Raw genomic sequence first — 23,204 nt, 5'->3', positions numbered from 1 at the left:
TCCTGATAGGATCGCATCTCTTATTCTTTGACAGAACCCAGCGTCATCCCTTTAACGAAAAAACGCTGCAAAAAAGGATAAACCAGCAGGATGGGCGCCGCACCGATAAAGATCTGTGCGGCATTCACCGTCGTCTGGGACAGCAGCTCCATCTCCTTCGGGCTCATGCTCATCGAGCTCATGTCCCGCTGGATAATGACCGTCTGCAGGAAGGTGGCCAGCGGGAAGTCCTTGGCATTGTTCAGGTACAGCAGCCCGTCAAACCAGGAGTTCCAGTGGAACACCATGCTGAACAGCGCAATCGTGGCAATCGAGGGCAGCGAGATCGGCAAATAAATCTTAAACAGCGTTTTGAAATGGCCGGCTCCATCGATGAAAGCCGCTTCCTCCAGTTCTTTTGGAATCCCCCTGAAGAAGTTCAGCATCAGGATCACCAGAAAGGTGTTCACCGTGCCGGGAATCACCAGCACCCAGAAGGAGTTGATCAAGCCCAGCTTCTGAATCACGATATAGAACGGCACCAGACCGCCATTGAACACCATGCTGAACACAAACAGCCAGGAATAAACACTGCGGCTGCGGAAGACGCGGTTCTCTTTGGACAGCGGATATGCGGCCAGAAAGGTTACGGCGAGCGTCAAACCCGTTCCCAGTACGGTACGTGCAATCGAAATCCAGATCGAGTGCAAAAATGCCGGGTTATTGATCGTTTTCTTGTAAGCTTCCAGTGAAAATTCGACCGGCCATAATCCCACCAGACTGGCGTCGGCAGCCGCTTTGGAGCTGAACGAAATCGCCAGCACATGAAGCAGCGGAATGATGCAGAGAATGGCCAACGCGACAAGCAAGCAGGTATTAAACACGTTAAATATGCGGTATTCCATCGTTTTATGGTACATGGCTCTCCCTCTTTCGCTCTGCTAGAATATACGGTAGCCCGCCCACCTGTAGGCCAGCCGGTAGGATACGAGAATAAGGACCATGCTGATCACGGATTTGAACAGGCCGATAGCCGTTCCGAACCCCATCTCGCCATTCAGGATTGCTGTACGGTATACAAAGGTATCGATGATATCGCCTTTCTCGTATACCAGCGGATTGTACAGGTTGAAGATTTGGTCAAACCCGGCATTCAGGATGTTGCCGAGCGCCAATGTCCCGACAACGATCGTGATGGGAATCATGGAAGGGATCGTGATATGTAGCGTTTGTTTCAGGCGTCCCGCTCCATCGATCTCTGCCGCTTCGTACAGGGTCGGGCTAACGCCGGCCAGAGCAGCCAGGAACACAATCGTATTGTAGCCAAACTCCTTCCATACGTCGGACACGATCACCGTGAACCGGAACCAGTTATTGTCTCCGAGAAAAAAGATCGGATCGATGCCGACAGCGGCCAGTATTCGGTTGACAAAGCCGTCCACCGCGAGCATTTCGATCAAAATTCCGCCCAGGATAACCCATGACAAAAAGTGGGGCAAATACACCATCGTCTGGATGCTCCGCTGAAGCGCCGTTTTTCGGATTTCATTCAGCAGAATGGCAAACACGAACGGAATCAGCAGATTGAACACGATTTTCATCACCGCGATGACAAAGGTGTTCCATATGACCTGCATGCTGTCCTGCCTTTCAAACAAGTATCGGAAATTGTCCAAGCCCACCCATGCGGAGCCGCCAACGCCCTCCCACGGCTTATAGTCCTGAAAAGCCATAATGATGCCGCCCATCGGCAAATAACTGAACAAGAACAGACAGATAAGGGCCGGCAGCAGCATGACGTGGAAAGGCCATGTTTTTTTCATCCTCTTCATCCAAGATCCTCCCGTTAAATCAATCTACCTCTTGATTATAGGACCCGTCCCACGGAGCACAGTAGCCCACAAAACCAATATTCATGGCACGATAGCAATCAAATTGCAGCCGCTCCGATGGAGCAAAAAGGACGGCCTCTTGGCAGGCCGCCCTTCTTGGTAACCACAACTACTTCACGCTTTGGTACCATTCGTTAACCTCTTTGGTGATTTGTTCCCCGCCTCCGGCTTTCCACGTCTCCACAAATGCATCAAACGATTCAACGGGCTGCTTGCCGTAAATGATCTCGTTCAGGGTTTGGTTCTCAATCTTCAGGAGATAATCCCACTTCGATTTCATGGTGGCGGTTACCGGTCCCGTAAACATGTTCTTCTTGGAGATCTCCTCTTGGGAGAGCAGCACTTCCGCAGCGGCCGGCGTATCCTTGCCATAATTGACCGCCACATCCTTTTCGAGGCGGCTCTCCGGCTTCCCGCCTTTCGCCAGCTTCAGCAGCGCTTTCATCTGCTCGTCCGGAATCCGAGCCCCATCGCGGACCAGCAAATAACGGACGACATTGACATAACCGCCCTGAATCTGATCGTTCGGCACCATTTCGCCATTGGCATCGAGCTCGAAATCGTAACCTTCGAACAGCCCGTTGGCAAATTCGCCGCCTTCCTTGGACACGGCAAAGTTATCGAACAGGTAATTTTGATACGTGAAGAAGGCTTCAGGATGCTCCATATCTTTATGGATCAGGGTAACGCCATTTGTATACTGCGTTCCATGACGCATCGCAACGCCGTCAGGGCCCGCCGGAATCTGCACAGGCTTCCAGACGGCTTCCGGCGCATTCTTTACGGTATCGATCAGCGGCCAGCCGCTCATCCAATAGGGCCCCGGAATGATGCCGGCCGTTCCGGCTACGGCCGGCTCCGCCGTTTTGTTCTCATCCCACAGTGCGGCTTCCTTCGGAATGTATCCTTTATTCATCCACTCGTTCAGCTTCACCAAGCCTTGCTTCATGCCTGCATGGACCGAGCCGTATTCCAGACTTCCGTCCTCAGCCACGTTCCACTGCTGCGGCAGCGTTCCATAAGCGCCGAATATCCATGACGGATCGCCCATCCAGGTGCTCATGGACGTTTTGAAGCCGATGCTCAGCGGCGTGACTTTATCCGGAGCAAGACCGGACGGGTTCTGGTTCTTGAAAGCATCCATCACCTGCTCAAGCTCATCCATCGTCTTCGGTGCGTTCATCCCCAGCTTGTCCAGCCAATCCTGCCGGATCCATAATACATAGTCGTGATTATAGGCAAAATCCAGTACCGGAAGCCCCATTCGCTTACCGTCCCGGCTGTATTGATTCCACACATTGGAATCCAGATTCATTGCGTTCTTCCACGTTTCCGATGCATACTGGTCAAACAGCGTGCCGACCTCGGCAAACATGCCGGAATCGATCAAATCCTGGGCCAGCTGCTGATTTTCGGTGCCAAGCGTGACGATATCCGGCATCTCCTGTCCGGAGGACATGGCGAGCCGCAGCTTGGTCGCAAAAGCGCCGTTGGTATCCGTAATGGACCACAGCGATTTGATATTGATGCCGAACTTCTCCTTTGCCCACTTCGTAGCCACGTTGTTCTCGATCGTTTCCCCATTCTTGAATTGCAGCGTCGGATCAACGCCCCATACCGTCGTAATCGTAACTTCCGGATCGTATTTCTCTTTGTAGACGTTTTCAGTTTTGGATTCGGCCGGCTGCTGCGCCGCTTCCGGCTTCGGTTCGCCGCCGGAGCATCCGGCCAAGGATCCGGCCAGGAGCAAGGACGCGGCCAGGATCGGGAACCATTTCTTTCTGCTAGCGGTCATCGTTAAATCCCCCTTCTACCACCTTATGGATTACATGTTTAATTATAGAGGGGCCGGCAGCCGCATCCTATGTCACGAATCGAAGATTTCTGCACCTTTAGCAACATCCTTGGTCTCTGTATTCATTCGGGGTCATTCCGTAGTGCTTCCGGAACATCTTGCTGAAATACTGCGGATTCTGGTATCCAAGCTCAGCTGTAATTTCATAAATCTTCTTGTTCGTATGCTTCAGCAGATATAACGCCCGCTCCATTCGCTTGCGGATGATATAATCGCCGAGTCCCTCTCCGGTTTCGCTCTTATAAATTTTGGATAAATACACCGGATGCAGGAATACCCGGTCCGCAATCGTCTTGACAGACAGGTCATGACCCGAATCGGCAGTCACCATCTCCTGGACCTGTTTGATGATATGGCTCTTGCTCGTTGTCTCCTGTTCGGACGAAATATCGTGAAGTTTGTTCAGCATTTCAAGCGACCAGGAGCGCAGCTTGGCAGCCGACTGAACCACCTGCTGAATATATAAGGGGTCCCAGCCCGCCTGGTCCAGCTGATGAATGGTGTGCCCCTGCTTATGAGCAAGGTACATATAGGCATTTGCAACTGATAAAAATATTTCATACAACGCCGTCTGCCCAATGAATACGGTTTCAAGTTCTGCAAAGACTTGTTCTATTTTATCTCGGGCGGCATCCCACTGCCTTGTCTCCAGCAGATGCAGCAGGCTCGGCGGCTTTGCAAACGCCTGGGTTACGTCCCATACAGGCTCACGCAGCCGGACATCATGGTCTTCGGAGAAACGGATAGCTTCATGATCTCCGTTTCCCCAGAGGTACAGCGAGCTTAATCCCGACCGGTAAACGGATGCCAATTCCCCCGGAAAATCAAAGGAGGCTGACACGAGAACCGAAATGCTTCCCTTTAGATAGCTGTCCACATCCTGTTGAAACTGGGTGATATACCGTTTCAATTCACGGGAATCCGCGAATGTCTCCATTTCACCAGCCTTCGACTCTCTCTTGGGCTGAGCCAACAGAATCAAACCATGATGCGGCGTTTTGCTGGACCACACATGGAACAGCTCGGCAAATACCTCCTCAGCAATGTTGCCGATGGCATATTCCATGAGGCCGACCGAATGGTCGTCCATTCCCGTAAACCTCTGCCCAAGCTGAATCAGCAGCATGATTGTCCGCTGGTCTGTTCGGAGCGGAATTTCATATTCATGAAGCTTGTGATCGAGTGAATGCCGCGACATCTCGCGTCCCAGCAAGAGATCATGCATGAGGCTGTTCCGCAGAATGCCGAGATCCGATTTGCGGCTGTACAGCAACTGATGGTAGTGCCCAAGCTCCTTCCGCTCCTCTTGGATCGATGCCAAAGCGGAGCTCACGCTTCGCATGAATTCACCATCGTCCACCGGCTTCAAAATGTAATCGGATGCCTGCAGCCGAATCGCCTGCTTGGCATATTCAAAATCCGAATAACCCGTAAGTAAAATGCAGCGGATATGCGTCCAGCGCTCGGTTATGGTCTCCATCAGCTCCAGACCGGTCATCACCGGCATCCGAACATCCGTAACTACCACATCGATGTCCTGCTCCTCCAGCAGGTCGATCGCCTCCAGGGCAGAAGAAGCCTGATATACTTCTTCAATATCCAGCTCACGCCATGGTATGGTCTGATATAAACTTTCCGTGACATAACTCTCGTCATCAACCAATAAGATATTCATCAACTCTTTGCCCCCTGCCCTGACTTTGATTGATTCCCCCCAAGCGATCCGGCAGCGGCCAATAGAGCACAGCCCTTACGCCGCCTTGCGGAGATGCCGCAAAACGCAGACCGGCTTCTTCGCCATAACGCAGCCGCATCCGCTGGTGAACATTCCAGACGCCGCAGCCCATCTCCTGATCCATCGGCCTGTTCAGCCGAGCCTCCAGCTCAGCCAGCTTCCGCCCGTTCATGCCGATTCCGTTATCATCCACTTGAATGCAGGCAACGCCGTCCAGAATCCGGAAGGTTACCTTGATCTCACCGTCGGCCGAATGAGGTTCAATGCCATGCAGCACGGCGTTCTCCACCAAGGGTTGAATGACCAGCGGCGGGATCTCTATGCCTTCTGCTTCCTCCGTCAAGTCGAGATGATATTGAAGACGCCTCATTCGCATCTGCTGAATTTCCAGATAATGCGTAACGAACTCGACCTCATCCGACAAGGGAACCAGCTCCCTTTCCTGGCGTGTGGTATAGCGGAAATACCGGGACAGGTTATGCGACATCGCCACGACGGCTTCGTATTTCTGAAGCTTCGCCATGCTGGTGATAAACGAGAAGCAATTGTAGAAGAAATGGGGATTGATCTGGGACTGCAGCTGCTTCAGCTTCGCTTCCCTGACATGGATCTTCTCCATGTATACATGCTCGAACAGCTCCTGAATCTGCTCCACCATCGAGTTGAATCTCGTAGCCAGAAAACTGAACTCGTTACGGCCCGATACCTTCATCCTGACCGAGTAATCCCCGGCTTGCAGCCTGCGGAAGACATAAACCAGCTGCTTGATCGGAACCTGAACTTGGGAGTACAGCAGGTATGCCGCGAGGCAGCTCATCAAGAGCAGTGCGCTGATCGATATATAAAAGAGCCTGTTCGACGTATGGATCGGCTTCATAATGTCCGATAGCGGAATATAGTCGATCAAATACCATCCGGTCGTTTCCGATAATACGATGCTGACCGAATAGGTTTTGCCGTCCACTTCCTTCACGCGGTTCTCCACGTCCAGCAAGGATTCGCGGCCCAGCTCCGCAATCATGTGGTTAATCAGTTCCTGGTCCGCGGTACGATTGTAGATGACGCCCGTATCCGGTTTATAGTAGAACGGATCGCTCCTTCCGTCGCTCTTAAAGCGGTCCAGCATATCTTGGATATTGGTGCTGTCGAATTCAACCTTGATCACCGTATTCGACTTGCCCGTATGATGCTGGGTGGAATACGGTGCAACCGAATACCAGACAAACAGGAAACGCCGATCGCTCCCCTCATCATAAGGAGTGACCTGCCACCCCGGCTTCATGTCCTCCGCGAGCTCCTCGGGCGAGTAAAACCCGGCGTCGCTTTCGGTGACCACCCGCCCGAGGGACGGGGAATAAATCGCCAGATGGCTGCGCCAGTTCGAAGAGCTCTCCTGTATGCTAAGCTTTGTCTGAATCTGCTTCACCAGGTTAATCGCGTCCAGATTCAGATACTTATCCTGCAAATAAATATCCCGAAAGCTTGAAATATCCGGGTCATGCAGCAGCAAATTCGGCCACGATGCCAAAATATCGATATTGGTATTCACCTGATTCTGAAAGAAGACGAGCTGGTTCGTATTCGATTGGCTGAGCTCCTTGCTGAGCACGTTCGTCGTGGTTTGGTTCGAATAGAAATAGAGGCCGACAATGGGAATTAACATCAGGAAAATAAACAGAACGATTTTTCGAAACAGATTAAATTTGGACATACATCGGTAGCCCCTTGGTTTATGTAGTGGGAGAAGTTCATTTATAAAGCGAAATATGTTTATTATATCGGAGTTCGCCCTGTGCCGTGTAGGGCATAAAAGCAAGATTCCGGGCACTTTCGAAGGGGATTTGCTGCGAGATGGCCGTTTGCAGTCCACCAAGAACCGCATGAAACAAAAAAACAGGACCCCGGCCTCAAAGAGAGCGGGGTCCTGTTAAACTTATAATATGAAATATATGCCTTGCATGAGTCCATCGATCAATGGCCTGACAGCTGAGTCTCTTCCGTTCTGGCCTCCGGTTCAGGGGGCGCATTGCGGAAGGCGGCCACGATCAACATACAGATCACCGCCATCACGGCCATCACCACAAACAAGGAATTGAGGCTTCCCTCCAATATTCCGCTCAGCAGGCTGCCTGACCCTTCCGGCAGTTCAGCCATTCCATGCGGAGAGAGCAATTTGTTAATGTCGTCGCTGGTAATGCCGGCCGCATCCGGCTCAGCGGCGAGCCTGCCCGCGATTCCCGCATTGACCCATAATCCGAACACCGCTACGCCCACGGTTTGACCAAACGTCCGGATGAAGGAGTTCAGCGCCGTGGAAGCTCCGCGAACCTCATAGCCGACCGAGGATTGCGCAATGATCTGAAACAAGGTGGAGATGTAACCGAAGCCGACGCCATAAATGAACGTAAAGACCAGCAGCACGCCCAGCGCCGTATCCTTATGCATGAACGCCAATCCCACCGCTCCGATTATGAGGAGCACGACGCCGATCATCGCCGTTTTCCGAGAACCGGATTTAACGATCAGGCGCCCGCTGATAATCGAGCCGATCAGCCATCCGATCGACATCGGGGCCAGCGTCAGACCCGACAAGGTGGCGTTGCCGCCACGAACGCCTTGAATCCACAGCGGCAAATACGTGGTCAACCCGATGATAAGCGCACTGACCAGAATATTGGCTACCGTTGATACCGTAATATCCCGGATCTTGAATAAATGGAGCGGCAGCATCGGCTCCTTCACCCTACTCTCCACCACCAGGAACGCAGCGAGCAGCACCACGGAACCGATCATCAGACCAAGCATGAATGGAGAAGTCCAGGAATAGCTCTCTCCGCCGCCTACCGCGAGCGCAAACAGCAGCGCCGTCATCCCCACGGTAAACAGGGCCGCTCCCCCATAATCGATCGATACTTCGCGGGTGGTGCGCTCCTCTTTGAAATAACGGAAAATCAGCCATATCGATAACAGCCCGAACGGAACATTAAAGACAAAGATCCAGTGCCAGGACAGGTAATCCACGAAATACCCGCCAAGCAGCGGTCCGATCAGAGAGGAGATTCCCCATACGGAGCTGATCATCCCCTGAATCTTCCCTCGTTCCTCCAGATTGTAAATGTCTCCGACAATTGTAAAGGTTACCGGGATAACGGCACCTGCCCCGATCCCTTGGATTGCCCTGAATATGATCAGCTGCGTCATGTTCTGCGACAGGCCGCACAGCAATGAGCCTACGAGAAAGATCAGCGAGCCGTATAAAAATACGGGCTTGCGTCCATATAAATCGCTTATTTTACCGAAGATCGGCGTCGTTACGGCCATCGTTAGCAGATAAGCCGTAAAAATCCAGCTCATCAGGCTTACGCTGCCGAAGCTGCTGATAATCGCCGGACCCGCCGGACCGACAACCGTTCCTTCGATCGCAGCCATAAAGGTGGATAACAGAATACCGACCAGGATATAACTGCGTTTGTCTTGTTTTAATACACCCACGTTCCTTCGTCCCCTTTACTCTAGACAGCCCCGGCATGATTCCTGTTCCTGCCGACATGTTTCCCGTATGTATCCCTTATGGATACGGATAAAAAACCGGGGCCAACAGCATAAAAGCGCCTCCCGATTACCAGGAGCGCTTTCACATCATGTAACATTTCTATTATAAAGGTTACCGCGATGGTTGCACAGACATTTTCCCGTTCCGCAGATGAATAAAGGAAGTGGCATATCGCTTCATAAGCTCGGGATCGTGCGTGATCATCAGGATGGCCGAGCCTTCCCCGATGACATAACGGCACAGCTCGGTTACCTTCTCGATGGCGGCATAGTCCATTCCCGAGGTCGGCTCGTCCAGGATATACAGCGATCTCTCCAGCATCAATTGGCTGATGATGCTTAAGAGACGCTTCTCGCCCTGACTGAGCAAATAGGGAGACATCTGAAGACGATCCGTAAGTCCCGCCTTGTCCAACAGAAACCCGGCTCGCTGCTGCTGGCCAGCCGTCAGCTCGGGGCGCTTCTTCACGGACAGCCCGCCATGAAGGCTGTAGATCAGCTCCTCCCAAACATTCGGAGCCGTAAACATATATTCCGGCTGCTGGAACACGTAGCCGATTAACTCGGCTCTTCGGTAGACGGCCATTCCCTTTGTATCTTCCCCCTGCCAGCGTATGCTGCCTGCCGGAGCCGGCAGCAGTCCCATGATCAGGCGGCTGAGGGTCGTTTTTCCGGATCCGTTCTCCCCGGTCAGCAGCACCCAGTCGCCGGGATGAATCACCGCCTCGATATCGCGCAGCGCCTCCCGACCGCCGGGATACGCAAACGTCAGCGAATCAATCTGGAGCAGCGGGGAGGCCGCAGACAGCCTGGCGCCTTCCGCATGGGATACCGCGGCAGGCATGGAACCTGCTGGGACCGGTGTCCCCGCATGGCGCCCAGCCGGATGCGGGAGAGTTGCCGCCGGGACAGACTGTTCCCCGGCGGCGGCACCCGCTGCCTCGCCTGCGGGGCGAGGCAGCAAGCCCAGCTGCACCAGCTGCTCCCCGCAGCGTTGCAGCAGCTCCTCCGGCGGCCCGTCCTGCACGACGGTCCCGCCGTCCAGGACGATGACGCGCTGCGCTGCGCGCGCAACATCGTCAAAGCGGCCGGACGCGGTGATGAGCGTCCGGCCCTCCGCCTGCAGCTTATGGCACAGCTGCAGGAAGTTCGCCTGCGCCGCGGCATCCAGGCTGGCGCAGGCGTCGTCGAAGACGAAGAGCCGCGGACGCAGCGCCAGCACCGCGGCCAAGGCCGTGCGCTGCCGCTGTCCGCCGGACAGGCTGCGCACCGGATCGGTCCGGCGGTCCAGCAGCCCGACCGCCGCAAGGGACTGAACCACCCGCTCTTCAATCTCGGCAGGTGAAACCCGCATATTTTCAGGCCCGAAGGCCGCCTCGTCCTCTACGATGCCCTGAACGAGCTGCGCATCCGGATCCTGAAACAATACCCCTACCGCCTCGGCCACGTCGGCAATCGGCGCCGCTGCGGGATCCATGCCATCCAGCAGCACTTCCCCAGTTCTAGCGCCTCCGCCGCTCCTCGGAAGAAGGCCGCTCAGCAGTTGGCAAAGCGTCGACTTCCCACTGCCGCTTGCCCCGAGGATAGCGACCCACTCGTTTTGGTCGATCTTCAGGTGGAAATCCTGTATAACCGGGCGCTCCTCTCCATCATAGAGAAATCCAAGGTCTCGGCATATTACCGTTGTTCCTGACATGGAGCTATCCCTTCACGGCGACGGCAAACCGGCGAAGCAGGCCTGTCTTCACTAACGCCTCTCCTAACACTTTGGTTAACAGACCGCAGAGGAGCACGCCGCTCAGAATGCGCACAACCAGCGCGATGCCAAGTACTTCAAGCGGCCAGGACGTATATCCGAACATATTGGCCGCGAACAGGAACCAGAGCGGTACCATCGCACCGCCGACCAGCATGAGCACGCCGGCACTCCACTTTTTGTGGCGGTAGATGGCAAAAATCGTCTCTGCCACGATCATGTAGCAGCCTGCGGCAACAAAACACGAAGCGATGCCGTACACCGTCCCCGTCAGAGCCTGAATCGTGCCGCCAATCGCAAACGTGACAACCGCCGTTCCCGGTTTTCGAATGATGTAATAAGCCAAGAGTCCATATACCATGTAGATGCCCGTCGTCGTCGAGGTTGCGATGGGTCCGCCAAGACTGTTCAGCAGCTTGTTAACCGGCCCTATGTATACAGTTAGAACGGCATTGACGGCAGCGAGCATCGCCATCAGAATAATTTCCTGCGTCGTAAAAGCAAACCATTTTTTCTGCGATGATGAATTCAAATGTAGTCCTCCTTATTTCCAGCCATGGCGGCTATGCTAACACTTTCGGATGCTTCATTTCATATTTTGCATGCTTCCGCCCTTAACGTCAACCTTATTTTTATCATTAACGGTTAACAATTTAGACAATCCACCACACGAAAACCGTTGCCAGTACATACAAAACCGCCGATGCGACCGCCCATGAAGGAAGGTTAACCTCCGTACGATACGTTCGGTCCGGATACGCGCCAAATCCCTTGGATTCCATTGCGCCCGCCGTTTGTTGAACACGACGCAGCGCATTAAGCAGGACAGCTGATACAAACTTCAATCCGTAACCGATGCGACTTCCGAGACCCTTGGGCGGTCGATGGCCCCTTACCTGCTGGGCAGCCAGAATATGTGCACCCTCCTCCTCCAACAGCGGAATGAAGGTCAGCGCAGCGGATACGCCAAACGCAAACCGGTAAGGGATTCGAAGGCGTCTGGTCAACTCGGCTACCAATTCTCTCGGATCCGTTGTCAAGATATAAGCCATCGAGGTCAGAAACAACGTAAACATGCGGAGTGACATGGCACCCGCAGCGTCCAGAGCCTCTACCGTCAGAGTGATGGGTCCCCACTGCAGCCATACGGTTTCTCCTTTGACCGTCAGGCTGGTCAGAATGAAATAGGGCACTGCAACGATCGCAATCAGCCGGATCCCTCCCAGCAACTGTTTGCCTGACACCTGGCCTGCAAATCGGGCTTGTCCTATGCATAGCAGGAGGAATAACGCCTGCTGCCAGGCCTGATCAAGCAGCATGGCGATCACGGCGGTGCAAAATAATATCACCAGCTTGCTTAATGGATCATATCGATGAAGAAGCGCGTTACCCTTCTCATATTGAATCAGCATATTACAACTCCTGCCTCTCTATCGGCCTTTCCCAATCTTTTCTTAGCCTTGAAAAAACAACGGCATCCACATAACCGTTTGGCGTATGGCGATAATCCCGTAATACGCCTTCGCGCACATAGCCGATCTCCATAAACCATCGGCATGCCCGTTCATTTCTCGGATCAACAAAAGCTTCGATCCGGTTTAGTCCCATGGATATGTACCCAAATGCTGCAGCCATTTCGGCCGCCTCCGACATGAAGCCCTGCCCCCAGTAAGTGCTTATTAGCTCACAGCCGAACTCGCCCTTGAACGCACCCTCCAGCTGCCAAATATTAAATCCGCAGCTGCCGATCAATTGTCTTGTCTCGATGACTTCGATGCCCCAGCGGATGGCTTCGTCCTGCTCGGCAAGGAGATGCAGCCAATGAATCAATGCCTTTGCGTCCTCAGCCGAATGCATAGGAGGCAAATCCAGAAAAGCGGTTGTCTTCGGATCGGACCAGCAGCGGAACATCGCTTCCGCATCTTCCGCCTCCATTCTTCGCAGCCGTAATCGCCGGCCTTTTATCTCCGGAATGATTCCCTCGCAGACGTACATGGTTTTCGAACCCCCTTGCAAAAAAACTGACTTGTATGCGCTGTTTCCGGTGATACTATGTTCGTGTATATAAGAGTATAGCGAAAAATCAATCCGTATCCTGGTCCCCCATCAACACCTTAGAGCTGGATGTATATATATTGATGGATTCGGGAGGCTTCCGTCAATATGCTTGTAACGGCTCCCTTGTACAGTGCGGAAGAAGGAGGAAGTCATCTGAGTATGTATATCGCGATTGTCTTGCTGTTCACCGTCGTTGTCATTGCCGCTGCCATTACGCAAATCGGATATCTGCAGATTACGCGGATGCGCGTAAAGAATGACCTTAAGCTGTTCACGGTACTGGAAAAAGCCGGACTGTACAGCAGAGAGCAATATGAATCGCTTCAAAAGAACGAAGTGGCAATCACGAGTTTTGACGGGTTGAAGCTGTGCGGCGCAGCCATTGAGAACAATCCCGGCTCCAAGCATTGGATGCTTCTTGCCCACGGCTATACCGGTTCGCGAGCCGTATCCACCCAATTCATCGATTTGTTTACGGAAGAGGGCTACAACGTGCTCCTCATTGATCAGCGCCGGCATGGACGAAGCGAAGGACGTTATACCACCTACGGCTATTATGAGAAACACGACGTGCAAGCGTGGGTACGCTGGATTACCCGCAAATACGGCGAGAATGTGGCCATCGGGCTGCATGGACAATCGCTGGGAGGGGGAACCGTGCTGGAGTATTTATCCATTGCCGATCCGCAGGTCAAGCTTGTCATAGCGGATTGCCCGTATTCCGATTTGACGGATTTAATGCGGCATCAGCTTACGCGCATCAACAAAATCCCTTCTGTGCCGTTCCTGTCCTGGGTGAACGCCAGAATTCGGCGTAAAGCCGGATTCAGCCTGGATCAGGTCAGCCCGATCCGTGCTGTTCGGAACAGCACGCTTCCGGTTATGTTCATCCATGGCACCAAGGATAATTACGTGCCTACCCGGATGAGTATCGAGATGTTTGAGGCCAAACCGGACCCGAAAAAACTTCTTCTAATCGAAGGCGCTATCCATGCGAACGCTTATCATATTGATCCCAAGCAATATCGGGAGAGCGTGCACTCTTTCCTTCGCGAACATATAGATCAACCCGTGAGAGCACCTCAGCCAGAAGCTGAACGGGTGTCACAGCCGGAAACGGAGGCAGCGCCTGCCCCGCATCCTTTCCAGCTTGAGCTGGACGGCTCGCTTGAAACGGTTTAGACCGGTAGCCCAAAAAAGCCCCCGCCTGCACGCATAAGAAAGCGTGAGTCGGGGGCTTCTTTTAATGTTATGCTGTTAGCTACTTACGCCATGGAGTCTGCCTTCTTCGGATTCACCGGTTTAAGCACTTCATCGCAAAGCTCCTTAAGCCTGCTCTGAATTTCTTTAAATTCCTCGATCCCGGCTCCCGTGAGGCTGTATCCTTCACCGTGCGCCGTCAGGAAGTTCTCTTCGGTCAAGCGTTCGAGCTCGTGCTTAACCTCCCTGTCGCCAACCTTATATCCATGGCGCTCCAGCTCGGGCTGCATCTCGCTAATCGTTAGATCCCGCTCATGGGCGTGATAGAGCATATGAATACCGATAAACAAATTCTGTACATCTGCCCGCATTAAGGTTCTCTCCCTCCACCTGATTAAATTGATACCTGGTTATGTCATACATTACCCTTGCGCCTGGAAGAGGAATCAGCCGGATTCACTTGGAGTTTTTCTTCCCATGGCTTGTCCCTTGACGAATATCATATACTTATACTAAGGTGATTGAACCAACGCGAATAAAGGAAGGGCGGATAACCACATGTTTCAAAACACACCCTATGAGGGCACCCGGAGCGAGCAATACGCCCAGGTCCTGAACCAGCTAAAAGCACTTATACACGATGAGCCCAATGCCATTGCCAATTTGTCCAATGCCTCGGCGCTGCTTAAGCAGTTTCTGTCCGATACGAATTGGGTCGGCTTCTATCTCTATGATGGCAAAGAACTGGTGCTCGGGCCGTTCCAAGGACTGCCCGCTTGCATCCGGATTCCGATGAATCGCGGCGTTTGCGGCACGGCTGCTGCTGAACAGACGACACTGCTTGTTGCCGATGTACATGAATTCCCCGGGCACATTGCCTGTGATGCAGCTTCGAACAGCGAGATTGTAGTTCCGATGATGGTGGATGGCGCTTTGTATGGCGTTCTCGATATCGATAGTCCGCTGAAGAACCGTTTCGACCAGCAGGATCAAGCTTTTCTGGAGGAATTTGTCCACATATTGGAAGGGCAGCTCACATTATAATCAGGATGATTTGACGTATTCTTCCGTACACTAACCAAGGATTTGAAACCACAATTCTTAGGAGGAATACACACCATGTACCAAATGAATAACAACAACTCGCAAATATCGCAGCAAATTCGCCAATGCGAGCAGATTCTTCAGCAGTTGACCCAGCAAACGCAGCAGGGTTCGGCTATGTACCAGCAGCTGATACAGCAAGAGCAGCAAAATGCTGCCCGCCTTGAGGAGCTCGCTCAGCGTGAGCGCCAAGCGGCACAGATGATCCAGTCTGCCCTTCAAGGCCATCAACAGGCGATGCAGCAGTATCAGCAAATCTCTCAGATCGTTAGACAAGTCGAGAATTCCGTGCAAGCTCACAACCAAACACAGCACATTCAGCCTTCGTTTGGCCAACAGGGTTTTCCTAATACACATCAAGGCCAAGGCTTCCAATAAGAAAGTTAAAGGGGTATCTCGCAGGTCGATAAGTTCTGTGAGATACCCCTTTTTTTGTATTTCTTATTACTTCTTCTCTTCACTTACACTGAATTCGATCTCGGCTTGTATCTTATAGCGCTTGGGCTCTTCCCCGTTCGAATCGCCCTGGTCCGCGCCGTTCGACTGTGAATCAATCACGAAATCCGCGGATCCGTAGACGACGTAGCGCCCGCCCGGAAAGCCATCCTTCAGGGAAAGGATGAAATCTTTGTACTTTTTATCGTCTTTACCGCCGTATCCGCTACGCATTTTATAATACTCGCGCAGGGGCTCCCCCTTTTTCAGCGTGGTCGTAATATAAGGCTCATTCATGGCGTAACTGATGTCATAGTCTCTTGTGAGCTCTTTCATCGGGAAAAAAAAGGCGGAGGCTGCATGGCCAATCGTAACCTCATCCTGCTCGCCTATATACTCCAGTTCCGCGAATACTTGAACCTGATCCCCATGCTCGTACTGCCCCTTCTCGCTAACGAGGCGATACAAGAAGTCCCCGTCGGAAACTTCTGCATGATTTTCCCTGGCAGCTCTATTCAATGAAGGATCAGACGGACCCGCCCCTAGTGTCTCCTGCTTCACACAACCTGTTAGCATAATAACCATCAAGATAAACCCCATAGAAAGGTAGCTTTTCATCTTCATCTTCAATTTCACCTCAACCTTCCAGACGGATGGTCAGAAGGCAATGTTGCACAGAAATGCAAAAAAGTCGCATCCAATACTCCTCAAAATTGCGAAGTTTTGGATCGACTTATAGTCAAACGGTTCTATTAATGACAGCCCAGTTGTAACCCGAGGACTGCGTCGAATTTCAAGACTCGTAAATGTTCTTTACCCGTCCCACCTGGCCATCCTGAAGGCGTACTTTAATGCCATGCGGATGGTTCGGAGAATTGGTCAGAATATCCTTGACCACGCCGCGGGTTAATTTGCCCGTTCGCTGATCCTGCTTCAATACGATATCAACCTCAAGTCCCGGTTTGATATGGGAACGCTGCCCACCATTCATCGTCGTCCCTCCTGTCCATTTCTTGATGCTGTCCGTTCTCTATTGTCCACCATACTGAAATCAAAGGTGAAAAGCAAATCCCAAACAACAAAGGACTGCCCGTTAAAGATCATTCAGATCTATTCGGACAGTCCTTCTATCACATTCTAAGTAAGAATATATACTTAATAAAAATTGATAATGATGCGTTACAGGACGCTTCCGCCATGCACGAAGCGATTTTTCCAGGAATCACCGAAGGTACCTACAAGGACACCACCGGATTGTTTCGAGTACGTATGCAGCAGCTTATTGTCTCCCAAATAAATAGCTACATGGGTGATCCGCTGTTTGGACTTGTCCAATCCGGCATAAGCGGATGCCGATGAACCTCTGTAACTCATAAAGAATACCAGGTCCCCGCGTTTTAATTGATTAACGTTATATACAGCTGTTCCTTTGTCCTTGATGTACTGCCCTTGCTTGCGGGAATCGCTTGGGAGCGTAATGTTAGCGCCGTCCATAAATGCGCGGCGGACAAAGGCCGAGCAATCAAAGGTTTTCGTTGAGCTGCGGTTAGAACCGAATTCATATGGCGTGCCCAGATACTTCATCCCTGCACTGATTACTTTTTCAACGCTGGCACTGGCAGAGGGCGCGGTACTTCCCGAATTGCCGGAATTACTGCCGGAATTGTTAGAAGATCCATTACTTTGGTTAATATATTTAGACGAAGCATAACCCTGCTTGCCGTCCGAAGTTTTGATCTTATACCAGCCTGAGCTGCTGCCCAGAATTTGAACGCTATCCCCTTTATACACACGATCCAAGACTTTACCAGAAGTAGAAGGCTGATTGCGCATGTACACGTTCGAGCTTGCTACACCTTTTGTTACAGACTGCACGCTGGCAGCAGCCACTTCATTCACAGACCCATATCCGTAAGAACCAAGAACAGCTGCTGATAGAAGCGCTCCGGCCATCAATTGTTTAAAGCTTTTTTTCGAGAAAATAAGTATCTCCCCCATCTCGTTAGATTGTGGAATGACGAAATTGTCATTTTCGTGATCCCGCAATCATTATAGACAGGCCATGTCTCGGGACGCATGCTACCATCCTCACAAAAACGCATGCCAACTATTGGCAAAGAGGAGGACTTTAGTCTCTTTTTATACTTAAATTTAGTATAAATAGATTATTATAGAAATAAAACATGCCAAAATAACCCAACCATCCCGGTATAACGAACGCCGGAATTCTCTGTTGGGTCTTTCTGCTTACCATATATACGTATCTTTTCTTACTATTGTTGCATGAGAGAATATATTTCGATCCTTCTTACAGCTAAAAAAAGCTAAAAAAGCCTGTCCAAACGGGTGTCCCCATCTGACAGACTCTAGTTTATCGTACATCCTAAATTTCATTCCACTACAATTTTGTAAACTTTTGACCTTATGGCCTCTTGGAATAGAGCGGATACCCAGGGTTTTCCGGTACGTCAATCAGGATGACCCTCACATTGTCTTGCGCCTTAAGGCTTAGCGTCTCGCCCTGCTTCGTATCCATTACCATAAAGTCCCGCTGACGAAATAGAAGGCTTTCCTCTTCGCCACAAAAGCTGCCTGCTCCCCTTACGGCAAGCACAGCTGCTCTCCTGCCGGACTTCAATTCATACTGAGCTTCGTTCCCGGCCAGAATCTGAATATCCAGCATCCTCACATCCACAGATAAATCGGTTGGTGCGGAACCGCCAATCATCGTTTTAACCAGCCCACCCTGTATGCGGGTTACCGGAAAGGAATCCGGTCGATACTGACGACAGGCAGGATTCTGTTTCAATGAATCGCGAAGATACGGCTCGAACCAAATCTGAAATCCTTCTGCATCCGGCCCAGTCAGACGTTCCTCGTGCGTTAGTCCGGAGCCGGCCCTCATCAATTGCAGGCCTCCAGGCCCCAACTCATCGTGCGTGCCATGCGAATCCTTATGAACGCCCTTTCCCTGAATCATATAAGTCACGATTTCAAAACCCTGATGGGGATGAGGCGCGATATAACCTTCGACGGGCGAACGGAACCAGGACCAATAGAAAAGCGGTCCCACCCGGGTCACGGCAGACCCTTCTCCGGAGAAACCGATCGGCTTCTGCTCCGTTATCCTTCCTCCATCGAGAGAGCCCTTGCTCTGATTCTCGGGTGGATATACATTTCCTATCATGTCCAGTCTCCTCCTTTCACCTATCCATGATTGACCTTGAACAGGTGCTGCATTGATTATCTCGGCTTTAAGATAGTATTAACGATAACAGAATATATATCAACATCCTTAAATTCCCTTATTGAGAATGCATATTTGCGAATCACTTTTCAGTGTATTTTCAGTTTATTTTCAGTTCACGTTCAGACTTCATTCAGCTAGAGCACGTATGATAAAGTTGAAGGAATGAGATAAGAGGAGTTTTGTGCTATGGAATCAATGCATCGTATTCGCGTTTTGCTAGTGGATGACGAGCCTCATATACTGCAGTTTCTGGCGCTTGGTCTGCAAAATGAAAGGTTTGAAGTGCGAACGGCCCCCGATGGGGAACGTGCGATAATGGAAGCAAGCCGCTTCGAGCCGCATATCATCGTACTGGATGTGATGATGCCGGGAATGGACGGACTTGCGGTATGCAGACGTTTGAAGGCGGAGGGTCGAGATGTCGCGATCATTATGCTTACCGCGAAGGACGAGATTGATGATCGCGTGAAGGGCCTCATGATTGGAGCGGACGATTACATGGCCAAGCCCTTCAGTTTCGAAGAGCTGCTTGCCCGAATTCAAGCAAGGCTGCGCAATCAGTTCCCGAGTCTGCTGGGTGAAATCCGGCTGGGCCCATTCACCATCGATGACCGGAAGAAAGAAATTGCATACCAGGAGGCGGCCCTTGAGCTGTCGCCCACGGAGTATAAACTGCTTAAACTGCTTGTAACCAAACACGGCAGCGTGTTGAGTAAAACGAACATTTTGAATATTGTGTGGAATTACGACTTTGGCGGAGAGGATAACATCGTGGAGGTTTATATCCGATCCCTGCGCGAGAAGCTCGGTGATAAGGAACACCGGGTCATTCGCACGCTTCGCGGAGCCGGCTACCGGGTCGATTTGCCATGAGTTTGCGAAACCGTGCACGTTCATCCGGACCTCCGTCGCTACGTACGCAGCTCCTGTCACGATCCCTCATCGTCTTGGCGCTTCTGCTTGTGCTGATCGGCGCATTGCAATATGTATTGATGAAAAATGCCCTGTTCCGCAATCAAGCCGAGGCGCTTTCCCTCCAGGCTCGCTCTATCCCCGTGGAGCTATGGGAGCCTGATCGGGAGCCGCGCAACCGGCCTGCTGAGCGAAATAACGAAGCCCTTCCGGAAAACCCCCGTCAGGGAGATAGACCTATGCTCTTTCTGCCGAATATGTCGCTTGCCAAGATCGCGGCGAACGGAAACTACACCGACCTGACCAGTGACACCGGTCTCTCCGCACCGCAGCTGACAGCAGGGGCTTATACCTCGATTCTGGAGCAATTCAAAGAGCGCCAGCCCGTTGCGTATGAAGTGATTGACAATACCGAAGGCACCGAGCAGATCGTTGTCTTTCGCCCTTACGGCAGCCCAAACAGCCCTTCCGGTATACTGCAGCTTGGAATGGATGCACAGCCGCTGCATGCCGTTCTGTTGCGGCAGCTGCTGATTTTTGCCGTACTGGCTATACTTGCCATGGCTGCGGGGGTTGCATTGTACTTGCCTTTGCTGCGCCGGACGCTCCACCCGCTGAACCGAATGGTCGAAACGGTAGAACGCACCGACGCCGGAAACTTGGCGGAGCGTATTCCTGCCGTGCAGGGTCAACGGGAGATTGACCGCTTGGCGGAATCGTTTAACGGTATGCTGAAAAGGCTCGAAGATGCGTTTGAAACGGAACGCGAAGCCAAAGAGCAGATGCGGAGGTTTATTGCCGATGCTTCCCATGAGCTGCGAACGCCGCTCACTTCGATTCACGGCTTTCTGGAGGTGCTTGGCCGCGGGGCCGCCGACAACCCGGAGCAGCTGCATGCTGCACTATCCAGCATGCACGGGGAATCCAAGCGCATGAAGAAACTGGTCGAGGATTTGCTTCTGTTAGCCAAGCTTGACCGCAAGCCGGAGCTTCATCTGCAGGATACCCGGCTGGATCGGCTGCTGTTTGAGATGGAGCCCCATTTAAGGATGCTTGCCCAAGGCAGGAACGTAACGATTCAAGCAGCAGTCGTGCTGTGCCGGTGTGACTCCGACAAGATCAAGCAGATCATCTACAATCTGTTTCATAATGCGGTACAGCATACCGATGCTGCCACAGGGCGGATTACCGTCACGGTGGATAGAACCAAGGAACATGCCGTACTGCTGGTCAGCGACAATGGAGCCGGGATTCCGAAGGAGCATCTGCCCCATCTATTCGAGCGCTTCTACCGCATCGATGAATCCCGGACCAGACAGCACGGCGGTGCAGGTCTTGGACTGTCCATCACCCAGTCCATTATTAACGCGCATGGCGGTCAGATGAGCGTGGACAGCACGGTTAACCATGGAACGGTTTTCCGTGCGGAATGGCCGGGTATCATTCATCCCCTCCTTGATGGCTAAATAACACGAAATCAGAAAACAACAAAAAGGAGATCATGAATGCTCATGATCTCCTTAGACTGGTCGATTGGATTTATCATAGTTATTTGTTTGGCAAACTCCCCCACTCTCCCTAATGCCACCTACTGTCTTCGCTCACGTAATTTTTCCTTATATCCTGACAATTTGGTACAATACAGACGGTACGAGAATGTCAAATGAAGGGACTATGATCGATATGTTCAAAATTTTCATTGTCGAAGACGATGCCGGGCTGGTCGGCCTACTGAAAGAGTATCTTCATAAATTCGGTTACGCGACGCAGTCCGTTCATGATTTCGAGACGGTACGCGATCAATTTGAATCTTATGACCCTCATCTTGTGCTCCTGGATATCAATTTGCCTAAATTCGACGGCTATTATTGGTGCCGACAATTCCGCAGCCTCTCCACCTGCCCGATCATCTTCATCTCCGCCCGCGACGGGAAAATGGACCAGGTGATGGCGCTGGAGAACGGCGCCGATGATTATATAACCAAACCCTTTGACTACGAGATTGTCATGGCCAAAATCAAGAGCCAGCTCCGGCGGGCCTACGGCTCCTATGCTGCCGGTCAGAATGAGCGTGTCCTCAGCGTTGCCGGACTCACGCTTGACGTTGAGCGTCTCTCCGTTTCGCTCGGACAGACCCAAGCGGAGCTCAGCCATACCGAGGCCAAAATATTGGACGAATTAATGAAGAAGCCCGAGCAGATTGTCAGCAGGGACCGGCTCCTGGAGAAAATATGGGATGATCAGGCCTTTGTGGACGATAATACGCTGAATGTGTACATCACCCGCGTCCGCAAGAAACTCACCGCCCTCGGAATCGAGGACGGTCTTCAAACCGTGCGCGGGCGCGGCTATCGGCTGGTACCGAGCTGGGGGGACGAAGCATGAGGCTATTTCTGCAAGAGCAGCGTCCCTTAATGATTGTCTATATCGCCCAGCTCCTTGTCGTAACCCTGATCTACAGGCTGGACGGTTATCGCAATTTGACGGTCAGCCTGTACGCGGGCATCATCAGCTTACTGCTGCTGCTCGGCTATCTGGCCTTCCGGTTCATTGCCAACCGTTCCTTCTATAAACGATTGGAGCAGCCGCTCCCGGGAGAATCCCTCACCGGCGAATCCTCGGCAGAATCCTCCCATACCCCGCTCGCCGAAGCGCTTCATCAGCTGCTGAAAACCCAGTTCCGGCATTACACCACGGATCTGCATAACTATAAGCATAAGATTGAAGGCCATCTACAGTTCATCAACCAATGGGCCCACCAGATGAAAACGCCGATATCAGTCATTCACCTGATTCTTCAGGATGACGATGATCCCCGTTTTGCCGCGATCGGCGACGAGCTGGACCGGCTCAAAAAAGGGCTTGATCTGGTGCTGTATACTGCCAGGCTTGATACATTCGAGCATGATTTCCATGTGGAAAACCTGCCGCTTCAGCGAATCGTCCGGAATGTCACCTCCGAGCAAAAGCGTCTGTTTATCCGGCGGAGAATATACCCGTCCATCCGGATCGATTCCGGATTAACGGTAGCCACGGACGAGAAATGGCTTTCTTTTGTGCTGACACAGCTGCTGACCAACGCAGTTCGATATACGCTGAAGGAACAAGGCACCCTCTTTTTCAACGGCTACATCCGGGGGAATCAAATTGTGCTTGAAATCCGGGACGAGGGCATCGGTATTCCCCAAAGCGACCTGCCACGGGTGTTCGATCCTTATTTCACCGGAGAGAACGGTCGCCGGTTCCAGGAATCGACAGGCATGGGACTGTTTCTGGTCAAACAAATATGCGATAAGCTTGGACATGCCTTCGAAATCGAATCCAAGGTCGATGAAGGAACGACGGTCCGCATCGTTTTTGCGGATTCTGCAGGCCGCATCGCACCATAAATTCCACCGGCAGATGGAAGGGAACGGCAGTACATGCTCTTTAAGAGCGCTGCGGCTTATTCCCCGATCTGCTTACATCAGTAAAAG

Annotated in this window: 22 protein-coding genes; 6 read left to right on the top strand and 16 right to left on the bottom strand. The window is 52.1% G+C overall.

Annotated elements, in window-relative coordinates:
• Positions 1-20 precede the first annotated feature (20 nt).
• From PAEVO_RS24805 to PAEVO_RS24760, 10 genes are all read right to left on the bottom strand, one after another.
• Positions 21-899, bottom strand: coding sequence for a carbohydrate ABC transporter permease (locus PAEVO_RS24805; RefSeq protein WP_100540162.1), 879 nt, complete (start codon positions 897-899; stop codon positions 21-23).
• Positions 900-920: 21 nt separating this feature from the next.
• On the bottom strand, positions 921-1,811 hold the full coding sequence (locus tag PAEVO_RS24800; RefSeq protein ID WP_100540161.1) for an ABC transporter permease: 891 nt from the start codon (positions 1,809-1,811) through the stop codon (positions 921-923).
• Positions 1,812-1,980: 169 nt separating this feature from the next.
• Positions 1,981-3,666, bottom strand: a complete 1,686-nt coding sequence (locus tag PAEVO_RS24795; RefSeq protein ID WP_100540160.1) for a type 2 periplasmic-binding domain-containing protein — start codon at positions 3,664-3,666, stop codon at positions 1,981-1,983.
• A gap of 97 nt (positions 3,667-3,763) precedes the next feature.
• Positions 3,764-5,401 carry a response regulator gene (locus PAEVO_RS24790; protein WP_100540159.1) on the bottom strand — a complete coding sequence of 546 codons (1,638 nt, stop codon included), beginning with the start codon at positions 5,399-5,401 and terminating at the stop codon, positions 3,764-3,766.
• Complete coding sequence (locus tag PAEVO_RS24785) at positions 5,382-7,172, bottom strand: sensor histidine kinase (RefSeq protein WP_100540158.1); 1,791 nt, start codon at positions 7,170-7,172, stop codon at positions 5,382-5,384. Before PAEVO_RS24785 ends, PAEVO_RS24790 begins: the two co-directional genes overlap by 20 nt.
• Positions 7,173-7,432: 260 nt before the next feature.
• The gene (locus PAEVO_RS24780; RefSeq protein ID WP_100540157.1) at positions 7,433-8,953 is read right to left on the bottom strand and encodes an MDR family MFS transporter; all 1,521 of its coding nucleotides are present in this window, start codon (positions 8,951-8,953) and stop codon (positions 7,433-7,435) included.
• Between the two features lie 172 nt (positions 8,954-9,125).
• On the bottom strand, positions 9,126-10,709 hold the full coding sequence (locus PAEVO_RS24775; RefSeq protein ID WP_100540156.1) for an ABC transporter ATP-binding protein: 1,584 nt from the start codon (positions 10,707-10,709) through the stop codon (positions 9,126-9,128).
• 4 nt (positions 10,710-10,713) lie between these two features.
• Positions 10,714-11,301 carry an ECF transporter S component gene (locus tag PAEVO_RS24770; protein ID WP_100540155.1) on the bottom strand — a complete coding sequence of 196 codons (588 nt, stop codon included), beginning with the start codon at positions 11,299-11,301 and terminating at the stop codon, positions 10,714-10,716.
• Between the two features lie 121 nt (positions 11,302-11,422).
• On the bottom strand, positions 11,423-12,181 hold the full coding sequence (locus PAEVO_RS24765; protein WP_100540154.1) for an energy-coupling factor transporter transmembrane component T family protein: 759 nt from the start codon (positions 12,179-12,181) through the stop codon (positions 11,423-11,425).
• 1 nt (position 12,182) lies between these two features.
• Entirely contained in the window at positions 12,183-12,764 is a 582-nt protein-coding gene (locus PAEVO_RS24760; RefSeq protein WP_100540153.1) for a GNAT family N-acetyltransferase, read from the bottom strand.
• A gap of 168 nt (positions 12,765-12,932) precedes the next feature.
• On the opposite strand from PAEVO_RS24760, the gene PAEVO_RS24755 reads away from it, so the two are divergent.
• Positions 12,933-14,009 (top strand): alpha/beta hydrolase, encoded by a 1,077-nt coding sequence (locus PAEVO_RS24755; RefSeq protein ID WP_100540152.1) that lies wholly within the window; start codon positions 12,933-12,935, stop codon positions 14,007-14,009.
• An 83-nt stretch (positions 14,010-14,092) separates the two neighbouring features.
• On the opposite strand, the gene PAEVO_RS24750 is transcribed toward PAEVO_RS24755, so the two are convergent.
• Positions 14,093-14,398, bottom strand: a complete 306-nt coding sequence (locus tag PAEVO_RS24750; RefSeq protein WP_071221900.1) for a hypothetical protein — start codon at positions 14,396-14,398, stop codon at positions 14,093-14,095.
• Between the two features lie 187 nt (positions 14,399-14,585).
• Between PAEVO_RS24750 and PAEVO_RS24745 the strand changes: the two genes are divergently transcribed.
• Complete coding sequence (locus PAEVO_RS24745) at positions 14,586-15,071, top strand: GAF domain-containing protein (protein WP_100540151.1); 486 nt, start codon at positions 14,586-14,588, stop codon at positions 15,069-15,071.
• A 57-nt stretch (positions 15,072-15,128) separates the two neighbouring features.
• On the opposite strand, the gene PAEVO_RS34120 is transcribed toward PAEVO_RS24745, so the two are convergent.
• From PAEVO_RS34120 to PAEVO_RS24720, 5 genes are all read right to left on the bottom strand, one after another.
• Positions 15,129-15,467, bottom strand: coding sequence for a hypothetical protein (locus PAEVO_RS34120; RefSeq protein WP_207797524.1), 339 nt, complete (start codon positions 15,465-15,467; stop codon positions 15,129-15,131).
• Positions 15,468-15,575: 108 nt separating this feature from the next.
• The gene (locus PAEVO_RS24735) at positions 15,576-16,166 is read right to left on the bottom strand and encodes a hypothetical protein (protein ID WP_100540260.1); all 591 of its coding nucleotides are present in this window, start codon (positions 16,164-16,166) and stop codon (positions 15,576-15,578) included.
• Between the two features lie 193 nt (positions 16,167-16,359).
• The gene (locus tag PAEVO_RS24730) at positions 16,360-16,557 is read right to left on the bottom strand and encodes a YwbE family protein (RefSeq protein ID WP_100540149.1); all 198 of its coding nucleotides are present in this window, start codon (positions 16,555-16,557) and stop codon (positions 16,360-16,362) included.
• 188 nt (positions 16,558-16,745) lie between these two features.
• A complete protein-coding gene (locus PAEVO_RS24725; protein WP_100540259.1) occupies positions 16,746-17,564 on the bottom strand; it encodes a C40 family peptidase in 819 nt (272 codons plus the stop codon).
• A gap of 424 nt (positions 17,565-17,988) precedes the next feature.
• Positions 17,989-18,753 carry a pirin family protein gene (locus PAEVO_RS24720; RefSeq protein ID WP_100540148.1) on the bottom strand — a complete coding sequence of 255 codons (765 nt, stop codon included), beginning with the start codon at positions 18,751-18,753 and terminating at the stop codon, positions 17,989-17,991.
• A 249-nt stretch (positions 18,754-19,002) separates the two neighbouring features.
• On the opposite strand from PAEVO_RS24720, the gene PAEVO_RS24715 reads away from it, so the two are divergent.
• The 4 genes from PAEVO_RS24715 (at position 19,003) to PAEVO_RS24700 (ending at position 23,117) form a co-directional block, all read left to right on the top strand.
• Positions 19,003-19,689, top strand: a complete 687-nt coding sequence (locus PAEVO_RS24715) for a response regulator transcription factor (RefSeq protein ID WP_100540147.1) — start codon at positions 19,003-19,005, stop codon at positions 19,687-19,689.
• On the top strand, positions 19,686-21,194 hold the full coding sequence (locus tag PAEVO_RS24710; protein WP_100540146.1) for a sensor histidine kinase: 1,509 nt from the start codon (positions 19,686-19,688) through the stop codon (positions 21,192-21,194). The genes PAEVO_RS24715 and PAEVO_RS24710 overlap by 4 nt, the downstream gene beginning before the upstream one ends.
• 217 nt (positions 21,195-21,411) lie before the next feature.
• On the top strand, positions 21,412-22,113 hold the full coding sequence (locus tag PAEVO_RS24705; protein ID WP_100540258.1) for a response regulator transcription factor: 702 nt from the start codon (positions 21,412-21,414) through the stop codon (positions 22,111-22,113).
• A complete protein-coding gene (locus tag PAEVO_RS24700) occupies positions 22,110-23,117 on the top strand; it encodes a HAMP domain-containing histidine kinase (RefSeq protein WP_100540145.1) in 1,008 nt (335 codons plus the stop codon). The genes PAEVO_RS24705 and PAEVO_RS24700 overlap by 4 nt, the downstream gene beginning before the upstream one ends.
• Positions 23,118-23,204 lie beyond the last annotated feature (87 nt).

The sequence above is a fragment of the Paenibacillus sp. GM2FR genome, assembly GCF_002803325.1.
Classification (GTDB): domain Bacteria; phylum Bacillota; class Bacilli; order Paenibacillales; family Paenibacillaceae; genus Paenibacillus_AQ; species Paenibacillus_AQ lautus.
Note: the sequence above shows the minus strand (reverse complement) of the source record. Positions and strands in the feature narration are given on the sequence as shown.